Below are 16,794 nucleotides of genomic sequence, written 5' to 3'. Positions count from 1 at the left end.
TAACATGAGATAACATGTACTTTCCTTTCAGATGCACATTTCACTTAGATCATCATGTCCCTTAGGACTTTATTTAAACTTTACCGTTTTCCTACGGGTTCGATCTCAGGTAAGTTTTTGCTCAAATAGCTCACACCGTTACCCCAGATCCAGCCGCGAACTAAGGATTCATCGTAGTGCTTGCATAGCGTATTGATTAATTTCGGATAGTGTCCTGCGTGTTCAAGCTGTTCGATATATGTAGAAATTCCGTCAAAATCAGACCCAAGCATCAAATGATGCTGACCACCTAGAGAGCAGATCTGTTCAATATGTGGCAATAAATGCTCGATCTTAACATCACCTTCCTGCTTCACAAACCAAGGGACAAACGTGAGTCCTATTCGGCCATCCCGTGTAATAATCGCACGAATCTGATCATCCTTCAGATTACGTACATTCGGACATACCGTATAGCTGTTGGAATGTGATGCTATGAAAGGACGTTCACTAAGATCGGCGAGCTCCCAAAAGCCCTTTTCACTCAAGTGTGACACGTCTAGCAACATCCCTATCTGATTACAACGTTGAACCAACTGCCTGCCTTTCTCCGTCAGACCCGCTCCTCGCTGTTCCATAATTCCGTCTGCCGCCCAATTGGCATAATTCCACGTTAAACCCACAATGCGAACACCCATCCGATAACAGATCTCCAGATAAAAAAGATTTCCCTCTAGCCCATCTACACCCTCCAACGTAAGCAAGCCCCATGGATGTGGCTGCCCTGCCTTCTGAGTAAGCTGTTCACGCCATAACAACGTCTGTGTGCCTTCGGGTCGTGCGTTACTACGTTCCACCTGGGTACGGTATATTTCTAACTGGCTCATGACATGTTCAAACTTACCTCTGCCCAACACTTCGGGTAAATACACAGCAAATGCTTGCAGTCCAATGTTGCCATCCTTCATTCGCTGCCAGTTCACATCAAGCTCTGGAGCATCTTGAAAAGAAATTCCCGGCTGTGTCAACATTTTACTAAGTACATCACAATGATAGTCAGCGATGAGCCATTCCTTCATACCAATTCCTCCTCTTCCACGCTAATGTAGCGAATAGAACGCAAAAAACCTGTCTACTTCGTAAACAGGTTCATGCTAAGAATGCATGTATTATCTGGGCTCCACAATCAGCTTAATGGCCGTTCGATCCTCACCGTCAATCACAATGTCTGTAAAAGCTGGAATACAAATCAAGTCAACTCCGCTTGGTGCTACAAATCCCGGGCTATCGCTACCGCTTTAATGGCTTGGTTCAGTGCTCCCGCTCCAATGGCCTGCAGTTCAGCATTTCCACGTTCACGAAGAACTCCTGCAAGTGCGCCGGCTACGGAATTGGGATTGGACTTTGCTGAAACTTTTAATACTTCCATGGTAAGTACCTCCCTGGGAATGTTGAATGTTTGTTTCCACTTACTAGATGTTATTCGCGGGAGGCAAAAAAATTCCTTCTTTTTAGACGGGTTTCCTTGCAAAATGGGACATTGCCCCTATTCCATGCGCCACTCGTCTTCTGTCAGGCGGATTTTTTCAATTCGTGTTGCTGCACCTGTAGATTCATCAATCTCAACCACCACGCCGTGAAAATGCCATTTGCCGTCGTCTACGACAAAGCGCACAGGCAGCTGTGTATAGAACTTACGGAGAACCGCTTCACGCTCCATACCAAGAATTCCGTCACGTGGTCCAACCATACCGGCATCTGTCAGATAAGCAGTTCCACCTGGCAAAATACGATCATCATTACTCTGTACATGAGTATGTGTACCTACGACAAGAGACGCACGTCCATCAAGGTGCCATCCCATCGCGATTTTCTCCGAAGTGGCTTCAGCATGCATATCCACGAGAATACATTTATAATCCTGACGTAGCTCATCTACAATTTCATCAGCTACACGGAATGGGCAGTCCAGTGCAGGTAGGAAAGTCCGACCTTGCAAGTTAACGATAGCAAGTTCCTTACCCTCGCCTTTGACCACCGTATACCCTCTTCCTGGTGTGCCCGGAGGGAAGTTCGCTGGGCGAATCATACGTGGTTCATCATCTATAAAATCAAAAATGTCCTTGTTATCCCATGTATGGTTACCGAGGGTGATTCCATGCACGCCCCAATTGAAAAATTCGTTAGCAATTGCACCAGTAATTCCTCGACCTGCGGCTGCATTTTCACCATTCACAATAATGACATGTGGTTTATATTTATTTTTTAGGTACGGAAGATTTTCCTTCAATGCTTTCCGCCCAACGTTACCTACAATATCACCAATAAACAGAACTTTCATGGTACTGCCTCCTTCATTCCCTACAAAACTTCAGATTCTGACACTTGCAATACTTGGTTATCAACAGGAAAAGTGGCCCATCACTGCGGCCACTTTTCCCAAAATACTCTATTTTGCGTATTCAACCGCACGGGTTTCCCGAATAACGGTGACTTTGATGTGACCTGGATAATCGAGTTCATTCTCGATCATCTTCGTAATGTCACGTGCGAGACGGAATGCCTCAGCATCGTCGATCTTCTCAGGCTGTACCATAACACGAACTTCGCGTCCAGCTTGGATAGCGTACGATTTCTCGACACCTTCGAACGATTCTGAAATCTCTTCCAGTTTCTCCAGTCGTTTGATATACGTTTCCAGTGTTTCGCGGCGTGCACCCGGTCTTGCTGCGGAGAGCGCATCTGCTGCGCCAACCAACATCGCAATAACCGAAGTCGCTTCGCAATCCCCGTGATGGGACGCGATACTGTTGATTACTACAGGATGTTCTTTGTATTTCTTCGCCAGTTCCACGCCAATTTCGACGTGTGATCCTTCCACTTCGTGATCCAGCGCTTTACCGATGTCATGCAATAGACCTGCACGTCTTGCCAGCGTTACGTCTTCTCCGAGTTCGCCAGCCATCAGCCCAGTCAAGTAAGCCACTTCCATGGAATGTTTCAAGACATTCTGACCATAACTTGTACGGAACTTCAGTCGTCCCAAAATTTTGATCAAGTCTGGGTGCAATCCATGTACGCCAACTTCAAAGGTTGCCTGCTCACCGTATTCACGGATACGCTCGTCCACTTCTTTACGAGATTTCTCAACCATCTCTTCAATACGTGCCGGGTGGATTCGTCCATCTGCCACCAATTTCTCAAGGGCAGTACGAGCAATCTCACGACGGATCGGGTCAAAGCCCGACAGAATAACTGCTTCTGGCGTATCATCGATAATGAGGTCAATTCCCGTAAGGGTTTCAAGCGCACGGATGTTACGTCCTTCACGACCGATAATCCGACCTTTCATTTCTTCATTCGGCAATGTCACAACAGATACTGTTGTTTCCGCAACGTGATCAGCCGCACAACGTTGGATAGCAAGCGTAATAATCTCGCGAGATTTCTTGTCCGCCTCTTCTTTCGCCTGCTGTTCGATGTCCTTGATCATTTGAGCCGTCTCGTGACGAACTTCCTGTTCTACGTTGGACAGTATGATACTGCGTGCATCTTCCATGGTGAGATTGGATATACGCTCCAATTCAGTCACCTGGTTTTTGTAGATCATTTCAATTTGCTGCTGTGTCTCATCAATACGTTTCTCTTTGTTAGCCACTTGCTCTTCTTTACGTTCGAGTGATTCCATCTTTTTATCCAGCGACTCTTCTTTTTGCAACAATCGTCTTTCTTGTCGTTGAATTTCATTCCGACGTTCACGAGTGTCTTTTTCAGCCTCGGCGCGAATGCGATGAATTTCATCCTTCGCTTCAAGCACCGTTTCTTTCTTCAGTGCCTCTGCCTCTTTTTTCGCGTTCTCCACGATTTGTACGGCAGCTTGTTCCGCACTAGAGATTTTAGCCTCTGCAAGAGATTTGCGAATAAAATATCCTACTCCGAACCCAATGAATAGCGCGGCTACAACGAGAGCGATCATGATTGCAGTGTACATACTGTTCACCTCCTCGTTGATTCCTCCAAGGCATTCCTTGGGTCAATTTTCAGTTTTCAAGCCTTACATATGTTTGGGAATAAAGATTACCTACGGCGATCCCCCGCCGATTTTCATTTCAAGTGTACATGTTCACCACGTACTATCCGCTCTCAAGCGAACCCATAATCATGAATGATTGAAATCTTAAGAACCGAAACCGCTTTTTTGGAAGGAAAAAGGGTTTCCATTTCAATAAGACTCATGTCCATTTTAGTATTTGACGAAAGAAATTGTCAAGAGAATGCGACATAGAGTGTCCTGTCTCCTAATCCCACAGTAAAGCGTCGTCATCATCAGGGTCTTTAGCCTCAGTTTCTTCAATTATACAATTAACGACACGACGCACCATATCCATCGGAAAACCACGCCGCATCAGAAAAGGAAGCGTTTTGCGTTTTTTCTCAGAAATGTCGCCTTTGACTTGGTTCCACTTCTTCCGCCCTGCGGTCAAAGCAGTCTCAAATTCTGTATCCCCACTCACAGTTTCCAAAGCTTCAGCAATTAGATCATTGGCAATACCCTTCTGACGAAGTTCTTGCCTTATCCACAGTTTTCCCTTCCGCTGACCCTCCATACGCTGACGTGTCCATTCCTTCGCAAATGCTTCATCATCAATTAATTTTTCCTGCTCCAGCCGATCTAGCACCTCTTCAATTAGCGGAGGTGCAAACTGCTTCTGCCGCAAGCGCTGGCTTAGTTCATGACGTGTACGTGGCTTGAATTCGAGATATCGCAAAGACTGAACATACGTCTGCTGACGCTCGTCAGCCACAACAATTTCCTCAAGATCCTTTTTTACAAATGTGTTGCCTCGGGTCAACCGATACTTAATCATTACATCTTCCAGAACAGTTATTGAGTACATCCCGAACTCGATCCGATATCGCGCGACTCGCCCCTTCAGCAACCGCTCAACCCGGGTAATGGTCAACTCCTCATGATCCGGAAATTGAGATAACCCCGTTAACTCTGCTTCTTCAATTAAATCTTCAGCATATTTGTCCATGCCTTAATCTCCTTTCATCGTTGATATATAGGTTCAACTAAAGAAGTTTAGTTGAACTTATATATCTCTGCTCTCTACAGGAGATCAGATATTATGATAAAAGGCCGGGAATTCAGCCCGGCCTTATCTTATAGAGTTAGCGTGCCAACAGCCTCTGTCCCATGGGACAGAGGCTGTTGGACAATGCGAGCCACAAACCTGTTTCCTGAGCACAGTCAAGTCACAATCAGACAAGCCTCAGGAGTTCAGTAAATTACTCGTTGATTTCAAACAATTCTTGTTCTTCTGCTTCTTCTTTTTGCTGGTCCTCAGCCGTTGGTGTAGGAACCACTGTCGTTAAATTGCTTGCTTCACGAATTTTTTGCTCAATCACTTGAGCAATTTCTTTGTGCTCTTTCATGAATTGCTTCGCATTTTCACGACCTTGTCCCAGACGCTCGCCCTCATAGGAATACCATGCACCACTTTTGTTAACGATATCTAGTTCTGTACCGATATCAATGATACTACCTTCTCTAGAGATACCCTCACCGTACATGATATCCACTTCAGCTTGTTTAAACGGTGGTGCTACTTTATTCTTAACAACTTTTACACGTGTACGGTTACCGATAATGTCATTGCCTGATTTGATACTTTCAATCCGACGAACATCCAATCGAACTGTGGAGTAGAATTTCAAGGCACGACCACCAGGTGTTGTTTCAGGGTTACCAAACATAACCCCAACTTTTTCACGAAGCTGGTTAATGAAGATTGCGATTGTTTTGGATTTGCTGATCGCACCCGACAATTTACGCAACGCCTGTGACATCAGACGTGCCTGCAAACCAACGTGAGAATCTCCCATTTCGCCTTCAATTTCAGCTTTTGGTACCAATGCAGCAACGGAGTCAATAACGATAATGTCCACAGCTCCACTGCGAACGAGTGCTTCTGCAATTTCAAGCCCTTGCTCACCCGTGTCTGGCTGAGACAGAAGCAATTCATCAATGTTAACACCAAGTTTACTTGCATATTGAGGATCAAGAGCATGCTCGGCATCGATGAATGCAGCTTGTCCTCCTACTTTTTGCACTTCAGCAATCGCATGGAGTGCTACAGTTGTTTTACCAGAAGATTCAGGTCCATATATTTCAACAATCCGGCCTTTAGGCAAGCCGCCTGTTCCTAATGCAATATCCAGAGCCAAGGAACCACTGGGGATAATTTCCACTTGCATGTGAGTCGACTCACCCAGTTTCATGATGGATCCTTTACCAAATTGCTTCTCTATTTGACGGAGCGCCATATCAAGCGCGGCACGACGGTCTGACAATATGCTCACACCCTTTACTGTTTATAAGATAATGATACCTTGTTTTAACACGTTTGCCAAGCTTTTTTTCGAACATACATTCGTTTTTTTATCAAGGCCGAGGCGCCTCTTCCTCAAGCAAACCTGGAATTAAACAGAAAAAAGAACCGTAAACAAGGCTACTACGCCTGATTCTACGGTTCTTCCGTCTGTTAAAAGTATACTTGTTTTGCACTGTAAAAGCAAACCAAGCGGAAGAACTAATCTAGTTCAACCAGCTTGCGCCACAATCGATACAAGATAGACTTGGTTGAACGGATGCGAACCGTTTCCCGATTACCGTTAATACGCAGTTCATGAATTTCCGTCTCTTTGCCGCGTTCGGCTAGAGCAATGAAGACGAGCCCTGGGGGCTTACGCTCAGAATACCCAGGCCCTGCGACACCTGTAACAGCTAGTCCGAAATTAGCATCACCAATCATGCGCACCTGCTCTGCCAATACTTTAGCAACTTCAGGACTTACCGCTCCGGGTGCATCTTCCCCCTCCAGATAATCATGAGGAACGTTCAGCAGTTTTTCTTTCATCTCATTGGAGTAACATACAATTCCGCCTTTGAGAATTGCAGCACTGCCAGGAATTGATGTCAGGCTCTGCATGACAAGCCCACCTGTACAGCTCTCAGCAGCACTAAGAGTCAGCCCCATATCAGCCATCATCGTAACAATCGTATACTCAATAGGCACATCGTCACTAGCGTACAGATGCTCTGGCAAACGCTCACGAATCTGAACCTCCATCGCATCCAGCTTCACCTTCGCCTCTCCCTCATTAGGTGCTTTGGTAGAGACACGCACGGTAACCTCCCCTTCGCTTGCGTACGGTGCAATTGTAGGATCCGTCTGTCCGTCGATCAGATCAAGCAGACGATCCTCCAACGCCGACTCCCCTATACCTGCAAACTTCAGCATTCTGGAATAGATCGGCATCTCTTCTGTCAGAACATGCTGGAAGAGCCATGGCTTAACCTCCTGCTCAAACATCGGAATCAGCTCTTTAGGCGGTCCAGGCATAACAACATAATGTTTTCCATTGTCCGAGATGGCATTTCCCGCTGCAAGCCCCGTCTCGTTAGCTAGAGGCGTTCCCCCTTCGATAACAATAGCCTGACGACGATTATTCTCGGTCATAGTAACATTGCGATCCCTGAAAAAGCCTTCTATTTTGTCCATCGCTAGTCGATCTATATGCAGCTTACGACCTAATACTTCAGCCAAAGCATCCTTCGTAAGATCATCCTGTGTTGGCCCAATGCCACCGGAAAATAAAATTACATCTGCACGACCCTGAGCAATGCGGATCGCTTCACTAAGGCGACTTAGATTGTCTCCAACAACTGTTTGGAAATATACATCAATTCCGATCGCGGCTAATTCGCGAGACAAATATCTCGCATTGGTGTTCACAATCTGTCCAAGCAATAGCTCTGTGCCAACCGCAATGATTTCTGCCTTCATTCTGTATCCTCCTGTACACGCTGTGAGTATTCAAAGGGCAATAGGATGTTTTCCTATTGCCCTTAGTACTAATTGTTCCTTCTAAATTACCCGTTTTCCGGAACGATTACGCTTTTGATAAATTAAGCAAATTTTTGTTTTTAATGAAATAATCAATTCCTGACCAGATCGTTATAATCGCTGCAGCCCACACTGCGATAACATCCACGTGAATCCCCGTGTAAGAGAACGGGAAATTATTCAGCAGAAGTAATACAATAGCTACAATTTGCACAACGGTTTTTAGCTTACCCCAATTGCTTGCCGCTACAACAGATCCATCGAGCAATGCAATCTGGCGAAGACCTGTTACTGCAAATTCACGGCTAATGATTACGACAGCAATCCAGGAATCTAACTTGCCCATTTCCACGAGCGAAATGAGTACAGCAGTCACTAACAGCTTGTCCGCCAAAGGATCAAGCAACTTGCCTAGATTAGTGACCATATTGTTCTTGCGCGCCAAGTAACCATCGATTCCGTCTGTACTTGCTGCAATGACAAAAATGACAGCCGCAATCAATTGATTATAAGGAAGCGAGAAGCTTCCAAGCTGCAACGGCTCTGGATAAAATGGAAAATCCACGAGCAGAAACACCATCAAAAAAGGGATTAAGCAAATTCGTGCAAGCGTAATCCGGTTGGGTAAATTCACAAGACGCCCTCCCTCTTATCCTCCAATAACTCCAAACACTCATCTTTATCCCAGGACATCATCGAAACCTGTAATTCGTACAGTCACTTCAGCAAAATGCCTCACTATGTAAAAACGCAAAAATAAAGTCCACCGTTCAAACGTAAATGCGTTTTAAACGTTCCGGTGACTTCCAGAAAATGTACTGCTTATCACAAAGTCAGCAAACGATGATGACTGGGCTAATATGATTGATTGCCAGCAATGCACACTTAGTATAATATACGCCCATTATAGTGTCAAAAAACGCCTGTGAATTTCAAGCGTCCTGAACGCCTGGCTTATTTAAAGTTGGTATACTGCAGATCTAATGGTAGATTGGCACCATTCAACATTTGCATTACCGCTTGCAAATCATTCTTACTTTTTCCAGTTACCCGTAGTTGATCACCCTGAATCTGACTCTTCACCTTCATTTTGGAATCACGGATCAAAATATTGATTTTCTTAGCAATATCCTGGTCAATTCCTTGTTTGAAGCTCAGACGTTGGCGAACAGTTCCAGAAGAAGCGGGTTCCACTTTGCCATAATCAATGTTCTTCAGCGGAAGTCCTCGTTTAGCCATCTTCGATTGCAACACATCAATGACAGACTTAAGTTTGGTCTCGTCATCAGACAAAATCGTTAAAGCATCTTTGTCCAATTTCAAGCTGCTCTTGCTGCCCTTAAAATCATAACGAGTGCCTATTTCCTTTTCCGTTTGTGTTACGGCATTAGTCAGTTCCTGCAAGTCCATCTTGGACACGATATCAAATGAATTTTCTGAACTCAAACCGGTCACCCTTTCAGTTAGCATATGTTCTGTGTAACATTATAGAGGATACCCTATTGAAAAGTCTAATTTTAGAGAAGATACACAACAGAAAAAGCATTCTTGACCCTCCATGGTTGGCTGATCAAGAATGCTTTTTCCTACTGTTGCCTAAAAGCCTAATACCTGCTGCGGTTTGGTTGTCTGAACATATCAAGCACACCCAAAATTACATGCGCAAGTCCAAACCCCAAAATTCCGTAACCCCAAGCGCTCGGGGTTAAATAGTACCCCAGGAGGCTGACAATAATCCCTAAACCTGTAACGATCCAGCTGACTGTCATAGCCTTCCACCTCGCTTCACCGAAGATTAACTGCAAGTTAAGACCACGTTAGTGTCCCCCGCAGTGACTTCGGTTATTCGCCAGTGGCTGTGCCTTCGCTTCCGTCCGTTGATGTAGGGTCTGCGTTATCCGTTGTCGTAGCAGCACTGTCCTCTCCAAGCTGCAAACGGATCCGATTCGTGGCTTTACCGTCTGTTACCACTTGTCCGCCTACCTCAATCGTCGTCGCCGAGGCACGACCGGATTTAATGTAAAGACCTGTGCTATCCAGGTTAAACGTAAATGAGTTTCCATCAGCAGTCATGCCGAATTGCAATTTTTCGCCGCTGGAATTTTCACCTTTGTATACCTCAAGCCAACTCTCACCTGACGCATTAATCGTTACAGTCACAGGCTGTCCTGCACTTCCACTTACTTTGAAGTTCGTAATATTGCCTGATTTGCCATCTTCAGTCACAGCTACCCCTGTAGGTGGAGTAGTAGGCTCCTCCTCCGTATCCCCTGGAGTTTGGCCCTCGGAATCATCGGTTTGTTCACCTGTCTGTCCTATATCTTCTTGACCCCCACCGTTACCACCAGCACTACCTTCATCCCCACCTGTTTCCGTAGATGGCGGATTAGCCGCCTGTCCGTTATCTGCAGGTTGATCCGGTTTATCATCTGGTTGCTGCTGGCTATCCGTAATCTTCGTATCATCCAGACTTGGAGTTTCATCCCCACCCTTGTTCGAAGACCAGAAGGCATAAAGCAATACAACGATTAATAACGGGAATGTCCACATAAGAGCAACTGACATCCAACGATTGTTCCGTTCAACCGGACGACTGGAACGCTTCTGAATGACAGGCTCCATTGTCGCCTCAGTTTCCTCTGCCGGTACATCCTTTTTGTGACCCTCTAACAGCTCATCAGGGTTCAGTCCAACCGTTTCCGCATAGGTTTTAATGAACGCACGGACATAAAAGCTACCGGGAAGTACCTTATAATCCCCTGCTTCTATTGCCTCCAAATATCTTTTGCGAATTTTAGTCATTTCCTGTACGTCGTCAAGACTCATCCCTTTTTGCAGCCGGGCCTCTCTCAACTGCTGACCCAGTTCAGACATGCCATCTCCTCCTTCAGTTTTTCTTTTTCTCTGTAGTCAGCATTTTGCATCATTCGATCCCACATGCTCAAGGGTACAAGATCTAGACCAAAAACGGAGTCTCGCCTAGATCCCATTGGTTTGATAGTTGATCTTTCGGATTGTGCAAAATGCTCTAGTTGGTGCTAATCTATTTCATGATCTTTCACGCAGCCTTACAGTTCATCGGTGTAGCTGGCCGTAAACGTATCATAAATAATTTCTTCGCCTGGATTGTTCCGAAGCTCGATGATAATGTCAAAATCATTATAATCATACTCGGATTCCTGTACAAAAATATCTGGATGCTCAATGACCTTGGTACTTGGCATCGTCATGATATCCTGTAACAAGTTATAGTGCCGTTCGCTCGAACGAATCGTACTAACAATGCCATCGATGATAAATACATTGTTTGGATTCATTTCGTCCTCGGATAGTTGACTCCTTATAGTCTGACGAAGAAGGGTAGACGAAACAAAGGTCCATCGTTTCATCGCACACACACTACCCGCAATAATGGATTCCGTTTTACCAACACGCGGCATACCGCGTAACCCGATAACCTGATTACCTTCCCTTTTAAATACTTCACCCAAAAAGTCCACCAGTAACCCAAGTTCATCGCGAGTAAAACGAAATGTTTTGCGATCATCCGAATCACGGTCGATGTATCGACCATGACGAACAGCCAGTATATCAACTAGTTTCGGTTGGCGCAAAGCTGACACGGTAATGCTGTTAACCTTAGCGAGCATCTCGCCTAATAGACGAATCTTCTCATCATCATCCGATTCAAGAAGCATACCACGAGTTTTGCCCTCAACACCATTGATGGTCAATATATTCACTTCAAGCATCCCCAGCATGGAGGCGATATCCCCCAACAGGCCGGGTCTGTTCTTATGTATTTTGTATTCCATATACCATTGTTTAGATTCCATTTGAACACCCCGTAATGCATTATTCCACATTATTCGACAGCAACAGAACGCGTCCTTAAGACAGCAATCTGAGTCATCTTCTAAAAATGGGTCACGTTAATGATATATAAAATGAAAATGAATTACAAGAACAGGTCTGTAATCAGTCTGTAATCATTAGAGAAAAGCCCCCTTGCGGGAGCTCTCCATCTGTGAAACTTATGCGTTTTGTTTGGCCAGTTTGACCATCAGGCACGCGATCGTACGACGCTCATCTGCATCGCCGACATCCCATAACTCCTTCAATGCCCGGTTGGAATGGTTCGCGGGGTCGACTTTCTCATCCAGAAAGTCACCGATCTCGTAGGCAAGTTTGTTAATGGTTTCTTCACTCATTCCCATCTTCTCTGCTTGCAGTACGCGATCACCCAAGAACTTTTTCCAAGTGTCAAAGTTAGAGACCACTGTTTTTTGTTGACATGATAAATCCTCCTTAGCTGTCGCATGAGATTTAAAATCAACAGTTGTAATATGTGCTTCCCGAACATTTTATATACAGGGTAAATCCTCCAAGCAATACTTGAGCTCTAATCCGAGCAGATTACGTAAGCCAACCTCCGTTAGGACTAATAATCTGACCGTTAATATATCCAGACTCAGGTAAGGCAAGGAAATAAACCAGAGATGAAATCTCATCAGGCTGAGCAAGTCTGCCAGCAGGAATTTCCTCTTCCAGCATTTTCAACTCACTTTGATCTAGATGGTCCAACATCGATGTCTGAACTGCCCCTGGAGCTACTGCATTTACAGTCACTCCTGACGGTGCAAGCTCTTTAGCTAACGCCTTGGTAAAGGCGTTTAAGCCTCCTTTAGTCGTGGAATACAACACCTCACAGGATGCGCCTGACAATCCCCATATAGATGACACGTTAATGATTCGTCCATACCGTTGCGAGATCATATGTGGCATCAATTCCTGCGTACACATAAACGTACCTTTCAGATTGATTGCCATCACTTCATCCCATATTTCTTCCGTAACATCTGCAAGCATTCCATAGTGGGATATCCCCGCATTGTTAACCAAAATATCAGGCATTAGCCCATGACTTTCAAGCTTCTCCCGCATACGTCCAATCTGTTCCCGGCTACGAAGATCTGCAGATACCGTCATTACCTTACCACTGCCTTGCTCCATACATCTTCTGGCCGCTTCATTGGCTGCTTCATGTGATTTCATATAGTGAATCACCACGTTCATACCTACACGTGCAAAGCGCTCGGCAATGGCTGCTCCAATACCTCCACTCGCACCAGTAACCAGCACTGTCATTTCTCCAATCGGCTTCAACATTTGTCCTGTTCCCCTCTCCATGTTAAGGACTCACGACAAGCGATACCGCTAGTTGATCCCAACGAATATGTTCTTTTAATCTGCCATTTACCTCTTCCAAGGTAAGGGATTCATACATCGGTAACATGTTGAAGAAGTCCCCTCCACGGAATTGTTGACGCGTAAACTCATGTGCAATGTTCTCTGGGGAATTCAGCATCCGCAGATATCCACCTATTTTCTTTTTGCGAGCCCGTTCAAAATCAGATTGCTCAAACCCCTTTGCCACGATGGCATCGACCTCTTGACGGATTCGAGCGAGCAGCAGATCTGGATCTCTGGTGTCACCACCAATGGCCGAGAAAGCATACTGTGGCGAGCTGTTGTATTCAAATCCAAAACTATCCGAGATCAAATCCTCATCATATAGCTTCTGGAACAGTGGCGTACTGGAGCCAAAGAGTAGATCCATCATTAATTTGGTAGTCATGTCTCGACGCAGCAGCTCTTCACCAGTGAATCCAACCTCTGTTTCCTTGAAACCGAAGAGACATTTAGGCAAGGATACAGCAAGCTTAGCTTCTCGTCTGGCCTCCCCTACTTGCTCTGGTTCATCGTCGAACAAGCGCTCAATCTGTCCCTGGGACTCAAAGTTTTTCTCCGCTTGGTTCGTACGAACTAGTTCCATCACTTCTTCGGGGTCTACTCCACCGACGACGAACAAAAGCATATTACTCGGATGGTAGAAAGAATGGTAACAGTTGTATAACGTTTCCTTCGTGATTCCGCTTATTGATTCAACGGTACCTGCAATGTCGATATGCACAGGATGTTTTTGATACATAGCTTCAATCAAGCCAAAGTAAACACGCCAATCGGGATTATCGGAATACATATTAATTTCTTGGCCGATAATTCCTTTTTCCTTATCTACATTTTGATCTGTAAAATAAGGATTTTGCACAAAATTGATTAATGTTTGTATATTTTCGTTAATATGCTCTGTGGCAGAAAACAAATAAACCGTCTGATCGAAGCTCGTAAATGCGTTCGCCGAAGCACCATTAGACGCAAATGTGGCGAAGATATCCCCCGTCGGTTCTTCAAACATTTTGTGTTCCAAAAAGTGTGCAATGCCATCAGGCACCTTCACCTCTTCTTGTCCCTCAACCCGGAAATGGTTATCGACCGATCCATATTTCGTAGCAAACGTAGCATACGTTTTCTGGAATCCCGGCTTAGGCAGTATATAGACATGCAGTCCATTTTCCATGACTTCGTAATACAGCGTTTCCTGCAAATGTTCATATCTTATGCTTTCCACCGGTTATTCCTCCTTCTCATCACGCAAGAAATAAATCGTATCCAGACGGAACTTCTCTGCTGCTTGTTGAACATCAACTTTGCTAATGGACTCCACCTGGCTCAGTAGCTCTTCAACTGTACGATCCTTTCCAGACAATTGGCGATTAAAATCATAGGCGATCATCTCGTATGCAGAATCCTGCATTTCTTTCAAAAGATTGCGAATCATCGCTTTGGTCTGCGACATTTCCAGATCCGTGATCGTTCCACTTCTCATCTCTTCTAACTGCTGTTTAATAATGGTCACAGCCTTCTCGTAATTGGGAATTTCAATCCCTGATTGAATAGTTGCGATCCCCTTATGACCGTCATAACGAGAAGAAGCATAATAAGCTAAACTTTCTTTTTCACGAACATTAACGAACAATTTTGAATGGGGATATCCGCCCAAAATGCCGTTGTACAGCAATGCAGATGCATATTCAGGGTCTCTGTACGTAATCGATGTCCGTAGTCCCATATTCAGTTTACCTTGACTGACGCTCATGCGTTCAACTACTGTGTTGACTTCATTATCTCCTAGAGTAGCCTCTTGTGCATGATAGTCAGCAGACGTTGCTCGTTCCACATTAAAGTGTCGCTCAACCAGGTTCTCCACTTCTTCCAGCGTTGTATCTCCGACCACATATAGATCCATACTTGCATCCTGCAACCACGCTTGATATGAATTTGTCAGACCCTGAGGTTCAATAGTAGAAAGGTCTTTACGTTCACCTAGTGGATGCAGGCGGTAAGGCTCATGTTTACACATCTCCTCAATGCTCCGCTCTGCGGCGTAACGCATTTTATCATTCACGACGGATTCCAGCTTTTTGCGCACTGTTTCACGCTCAGCTTGTACATATGACGACCTGAAATGTCCATTCTCCTGAGCCGGGCGAGTGAGCACTTCCCCTAGAAAAGCAAAAGAACGATCCAGAAGCTGCTCATCTCCACCTACAAATGAGTCATTAATGGTATCCATTCGAAATTGTACAATCTGATAGTCTCCGCGTTTATATACGTCAAACCCAAATCCAGCACCATACAAATGCTCCAGTTGTTCACGAAACTGCGTTGTTTCAGGATATGATTCCGTTCCCCTACGAAGGACAAAGGGGGTTAAAGCGACCTTTGTGACCGTCTCTTCTTGTAAAGGAACCCCGGCGTAAAGCGATATCGCGAATGTCTTGAAACGTTTCGTAGGCAGTACATGTATACGGAATTGTTTCCGACTTCCTCGTTCAAAGCCTGATGTATTCAACTGTCAAAACCCCTTTACGGCGTCATTTGTCATGCACGATTGAGTTGTGATGCTGAGTGTAGCAAACCTTAAGCGTATCAACCATTTTAACCCATTCAAAAGCCAAGAAGCAACCAAAGACACGCCTTCTGGTTGCTTCTTGAGATCGTTCAAAACGTCCATAATTATGGACGTTCTTTCTAAGATCATCACATACAGAAGATGTGCTGACCGATTGTTTTCACCTGAGGGCGAGTCCAGATCCACTTCGATGTAGCTGTCTTCGGATTAAAATAGTACAGACATCCACCCGATGGATCCCAACCATTCATCGCTTGTTCAACAGCCTTACGCGCTTGCGCATTAGGCTCCAAATAAATCTGACCATCCGCTACCGCGGTAAACGCACCAGGTTGGAAGATAACCCCTGACGGTGTACTAGGAAAGCTCGGGGAGTTCACGCGATTCAAAATAACTGCTGCTACAGCCACTTGTCCTTCAAATGGTTCACCCCGCGCTTCTCCATATACGGCATTCGCCATAATTTTAAGCTCATTCTCGGAAAGTCCCATCGTGTTGGCTGAACCCATATCATTCTGTTCTTGATTAGCTGAATCCGTATTGCCTTGATTATTTCCAGCGGATTGCTTATGCAAAGGAGGCTCGGTTGGTGACCATTTCTTCGTTGCATTGTACAGTTTCAATTTGGTCTTAGCGCCAACGACTCCATCTGCCTTCATGCCGAACTCGGACTGAAACCACTTCACGGATTTTAGCGTGCTACTTCCAAAGTTACTGTCAATTTTACCGTTGTAGAATCCTAGATACTTCAACCTGCCTTGTAACTCATATACATCCTGACCATAGCTCCCATACTTGACAGCATTGGTACTAAAGGTGGGCATAGCCGCCTCTTCAGTCTGGGGCTTACTTGGGCTAGTACTTTCAGTTCCAGCATTGTGAGGGAGCAAATAACGAATTCCCAATGCGGACATCAGCAAAATAGCAGTGAAAAGCCATATGTTCATTTTTCGCATCGATTGTGCTCTACCTTTCTCTTGTGGGATTAACAGAATCGCTAAGCTTATTATGACAAGCCTGCCTGTTTCCTATGCACCAATTCTCCCGAGGATTGGACAAGATGCCAACGCATCAAACAAATGAACA

Annotated in this window: 16 protein-coding genes and 1 pseudogene; all 17 read right to left on the bottom strand. The window is 45.1% G+C overall.

Annotated features, from left to right (window positions below; translation table 11 throughout):
- Positions 1-80: 80 nt before the first annotated feature.
- The 17 genes and pseudogenes from DMB88_RS11510 to sleB all read right to left on the bottom strand — a co-directional run bounded on the left by DMB88_RS11510 (position 81) and on the right by sleB (position 16,664).
- Positions 81-1,058, bottom strand: coding sequence for a dipeptidase (locus DMB88_RS11510; protein WP_128101454.1), 978 nt, complete (start codon positions 1,056-1,058; stop codon positions 81-83).
- 90 nt (positions 1,059-1,148) lie between these two features.
- Positions 1,149-1,408, bottom strand: a pseudogene (locus DMB88_RS11505) (stage V sporulation protein S).
- A gap of 117 nt (positions 1,409-1,525) precedes the next feature.
- Positions 1,526-2,320, bottom strand: a complete 795-nt coding sequence (locus DMB88_RS11500; RefSeq protein ID WP_128101453.1) for a TIGR00282 family metallophosphoesterase — start codon at positions 2,318-2,320, stop codon at positions 1,526-1,528.
- A gap of 108 nt (positions 2,321-2,428) precedes the next feature.
- Positions 2,429-3,970 (bottom strand): ribonuclease Y, encoded by a 1,542-nt coding sequence (gene rny, locus DMB88_RS11495; protein WP_056700714.1) that lies wholly within the window; start codon positions 3,968-3,970, stop codon positions 2,429-2,431.
- 307 nt (positions 3,971-4,277) lie between these two features.
- Positions 4,278-5,018, bottom strand: coding sequence for a regulatory protein RecX (locus tag DMB88_RS11490; RefSeq protein WP_128101452.1), 741 nt, complete (start codon positions 5,016-5,018; stop codon positions 4,278-4,280).
- Positions 5,019-5,271: 253 nt separating this feature from the next.
- Positions 5,272-6,336 carry a recombinase RecA gene (recA, locus tag DMB88_RS11485; protein ID WP_128101451.1) on the bottom strand — a complete coding sequence of 355 codons (1,065 nt, stop codon included), beginning with the start codon at positions 6,334-6,336 and terminating at the stop codon, positions 5,272-5,274.
- Positions 6,337-6,575: 239 nt separating this feature from the next.
- A complete protein-coding gene (locus DMB88_RS11480) occupies positions 6,576-7,832 on the bottom strand; it encodes a competence/damage-inducible protein A (protein WP_128101450.1) in 1,257 nt (418 codons plus the stop codon).
- A gap of 106 nt (positions 7,833-7,938) precedes the next feature.
- Entirely contained in the window at positions 7,939-8,526 is a 588-nt protein-coding gene (gene pgsA, locus DMB88_RS11475; RefSeq protein ID WP_128101449.1) for a CDP-diacylglycerol--glycerol-3-phosphate 3-phosphatidyltransferase, read from the bottom strand.
- A gap of 320 nt (positions 8,527-8,846) precedes the next feature.
- On the bottom strand, positions 8,847-9,338 hold the full coding sequence (locus DMB88_RS11470) for a YajQ family cyclic di-GMP-binding protein (protein ID WP_128101448.1): 492 nt from the start codon (positions 9,336-9,338) through the stop codon (positions 8,847-8,849).
- 158 nt (positions 9,339-9,496) lie between these two features.
- Entirely contained in the window at positions 9,497-9,661 is a 165-nt protein-coding gene (locus tag DMB88_RS30230) for a hypothetical protein (protein WP_164848671.1), read from the bottom strand.
- Positions 9,662-9,734: 73 nt separating this feature from the next.
- A complete protein-coding gene (locus tag DMB88_RS11465; protein ID WP_128101447.1) occupies positions 9,735-10,766 on the bottom strand; it encodes a helix-turn-helix domain-containing protein in 1,032 nt (343 codons plus the stop codon).
- A gap of 194 nt (positions 10,767-10,960) precedes the next feature.
- A complete protein-coding gene (locus DMB88_RS11460) occupies positions 10,961-11,728 on the bottom strand; it encodes a DUF3388 domain-containing protein (RefSeq protein ID WP_056700702.1) in 768 nt (255 codons plus the stop codon).
- 198 nt (positions 11,729-11,926) lie between these two features.
- A complete protein-coding gene (locus DMB88_RS11455) occupies positions 11,927-12,172 on the bottom strand; it encodes a DUF3243 domain-containing protein (protein ID WP_128101446.1) in 246 nt (81 codons plus the stop codon).
- 136 nt (positions 12,173-12,308) lie between these two features.
- Entirely contained in the window at positions 12,309-13,082 is a 774-nt protein-coding gene (gene fabG / locus DMB88_RS11450) for an elongation factor P 5-aminopentanone reductase (protein ID WP_128101445.1), read from the bottom strand.
- Position 13,083: 1 nt separating this feature from the next.
- A complete protein-coding gene (locus DMB88_RS11445) occupies positions 13,084-14,364 on the bottom strand; it encodes an EF-P 5-aminopentanol modification-associated protein YfmH (protein ID WP_128101444.1) in 1,281 nt (426 codons plus the stop codon).
- Between the two features lie 3 nt (positions 14,365-14,367).
- Positions 14,368-15,648, bottom strand: a complete 1,281-nt coding sequence (locus DMB88_RS11440) for an EF-P 5-aminopentanol modification-associated protein YfmF (RefSeq protein ID WP_128101443.1) — start codon at positions 15,646-15,648, stop codon at positions 14,368-14,370.
- 188 nt (positions 15,649-15,836) lie between these two features.
- On the bottom strand, positions 15,837-16,664 hold the full coding sequence (gene sleB, locus DMB88_RS11435) for a spore cortex-lytic enzyme (protein WP_128101442.1): 828 nt from the start codon (positions 16,662-16,664) through the stop codon (positions 15,837-15,839).
- Between the last annotated feature and the right edge of the window lie 130 nt (positions 16,665-16,794).

This window comes from Paenibacillus sp. DCT19, from assembly GCF_003268635.1.
Lineage (GTDB): Bacteria > Bacillota > Bacilli > Paenibacillales > Paenibacillaceae > Paenibacillus.
The sequence above is the reverse complement of the archived record's forward strand: the minus strand, read 5'-3'. Positions and strand labels throughout refer to the sequence as shown.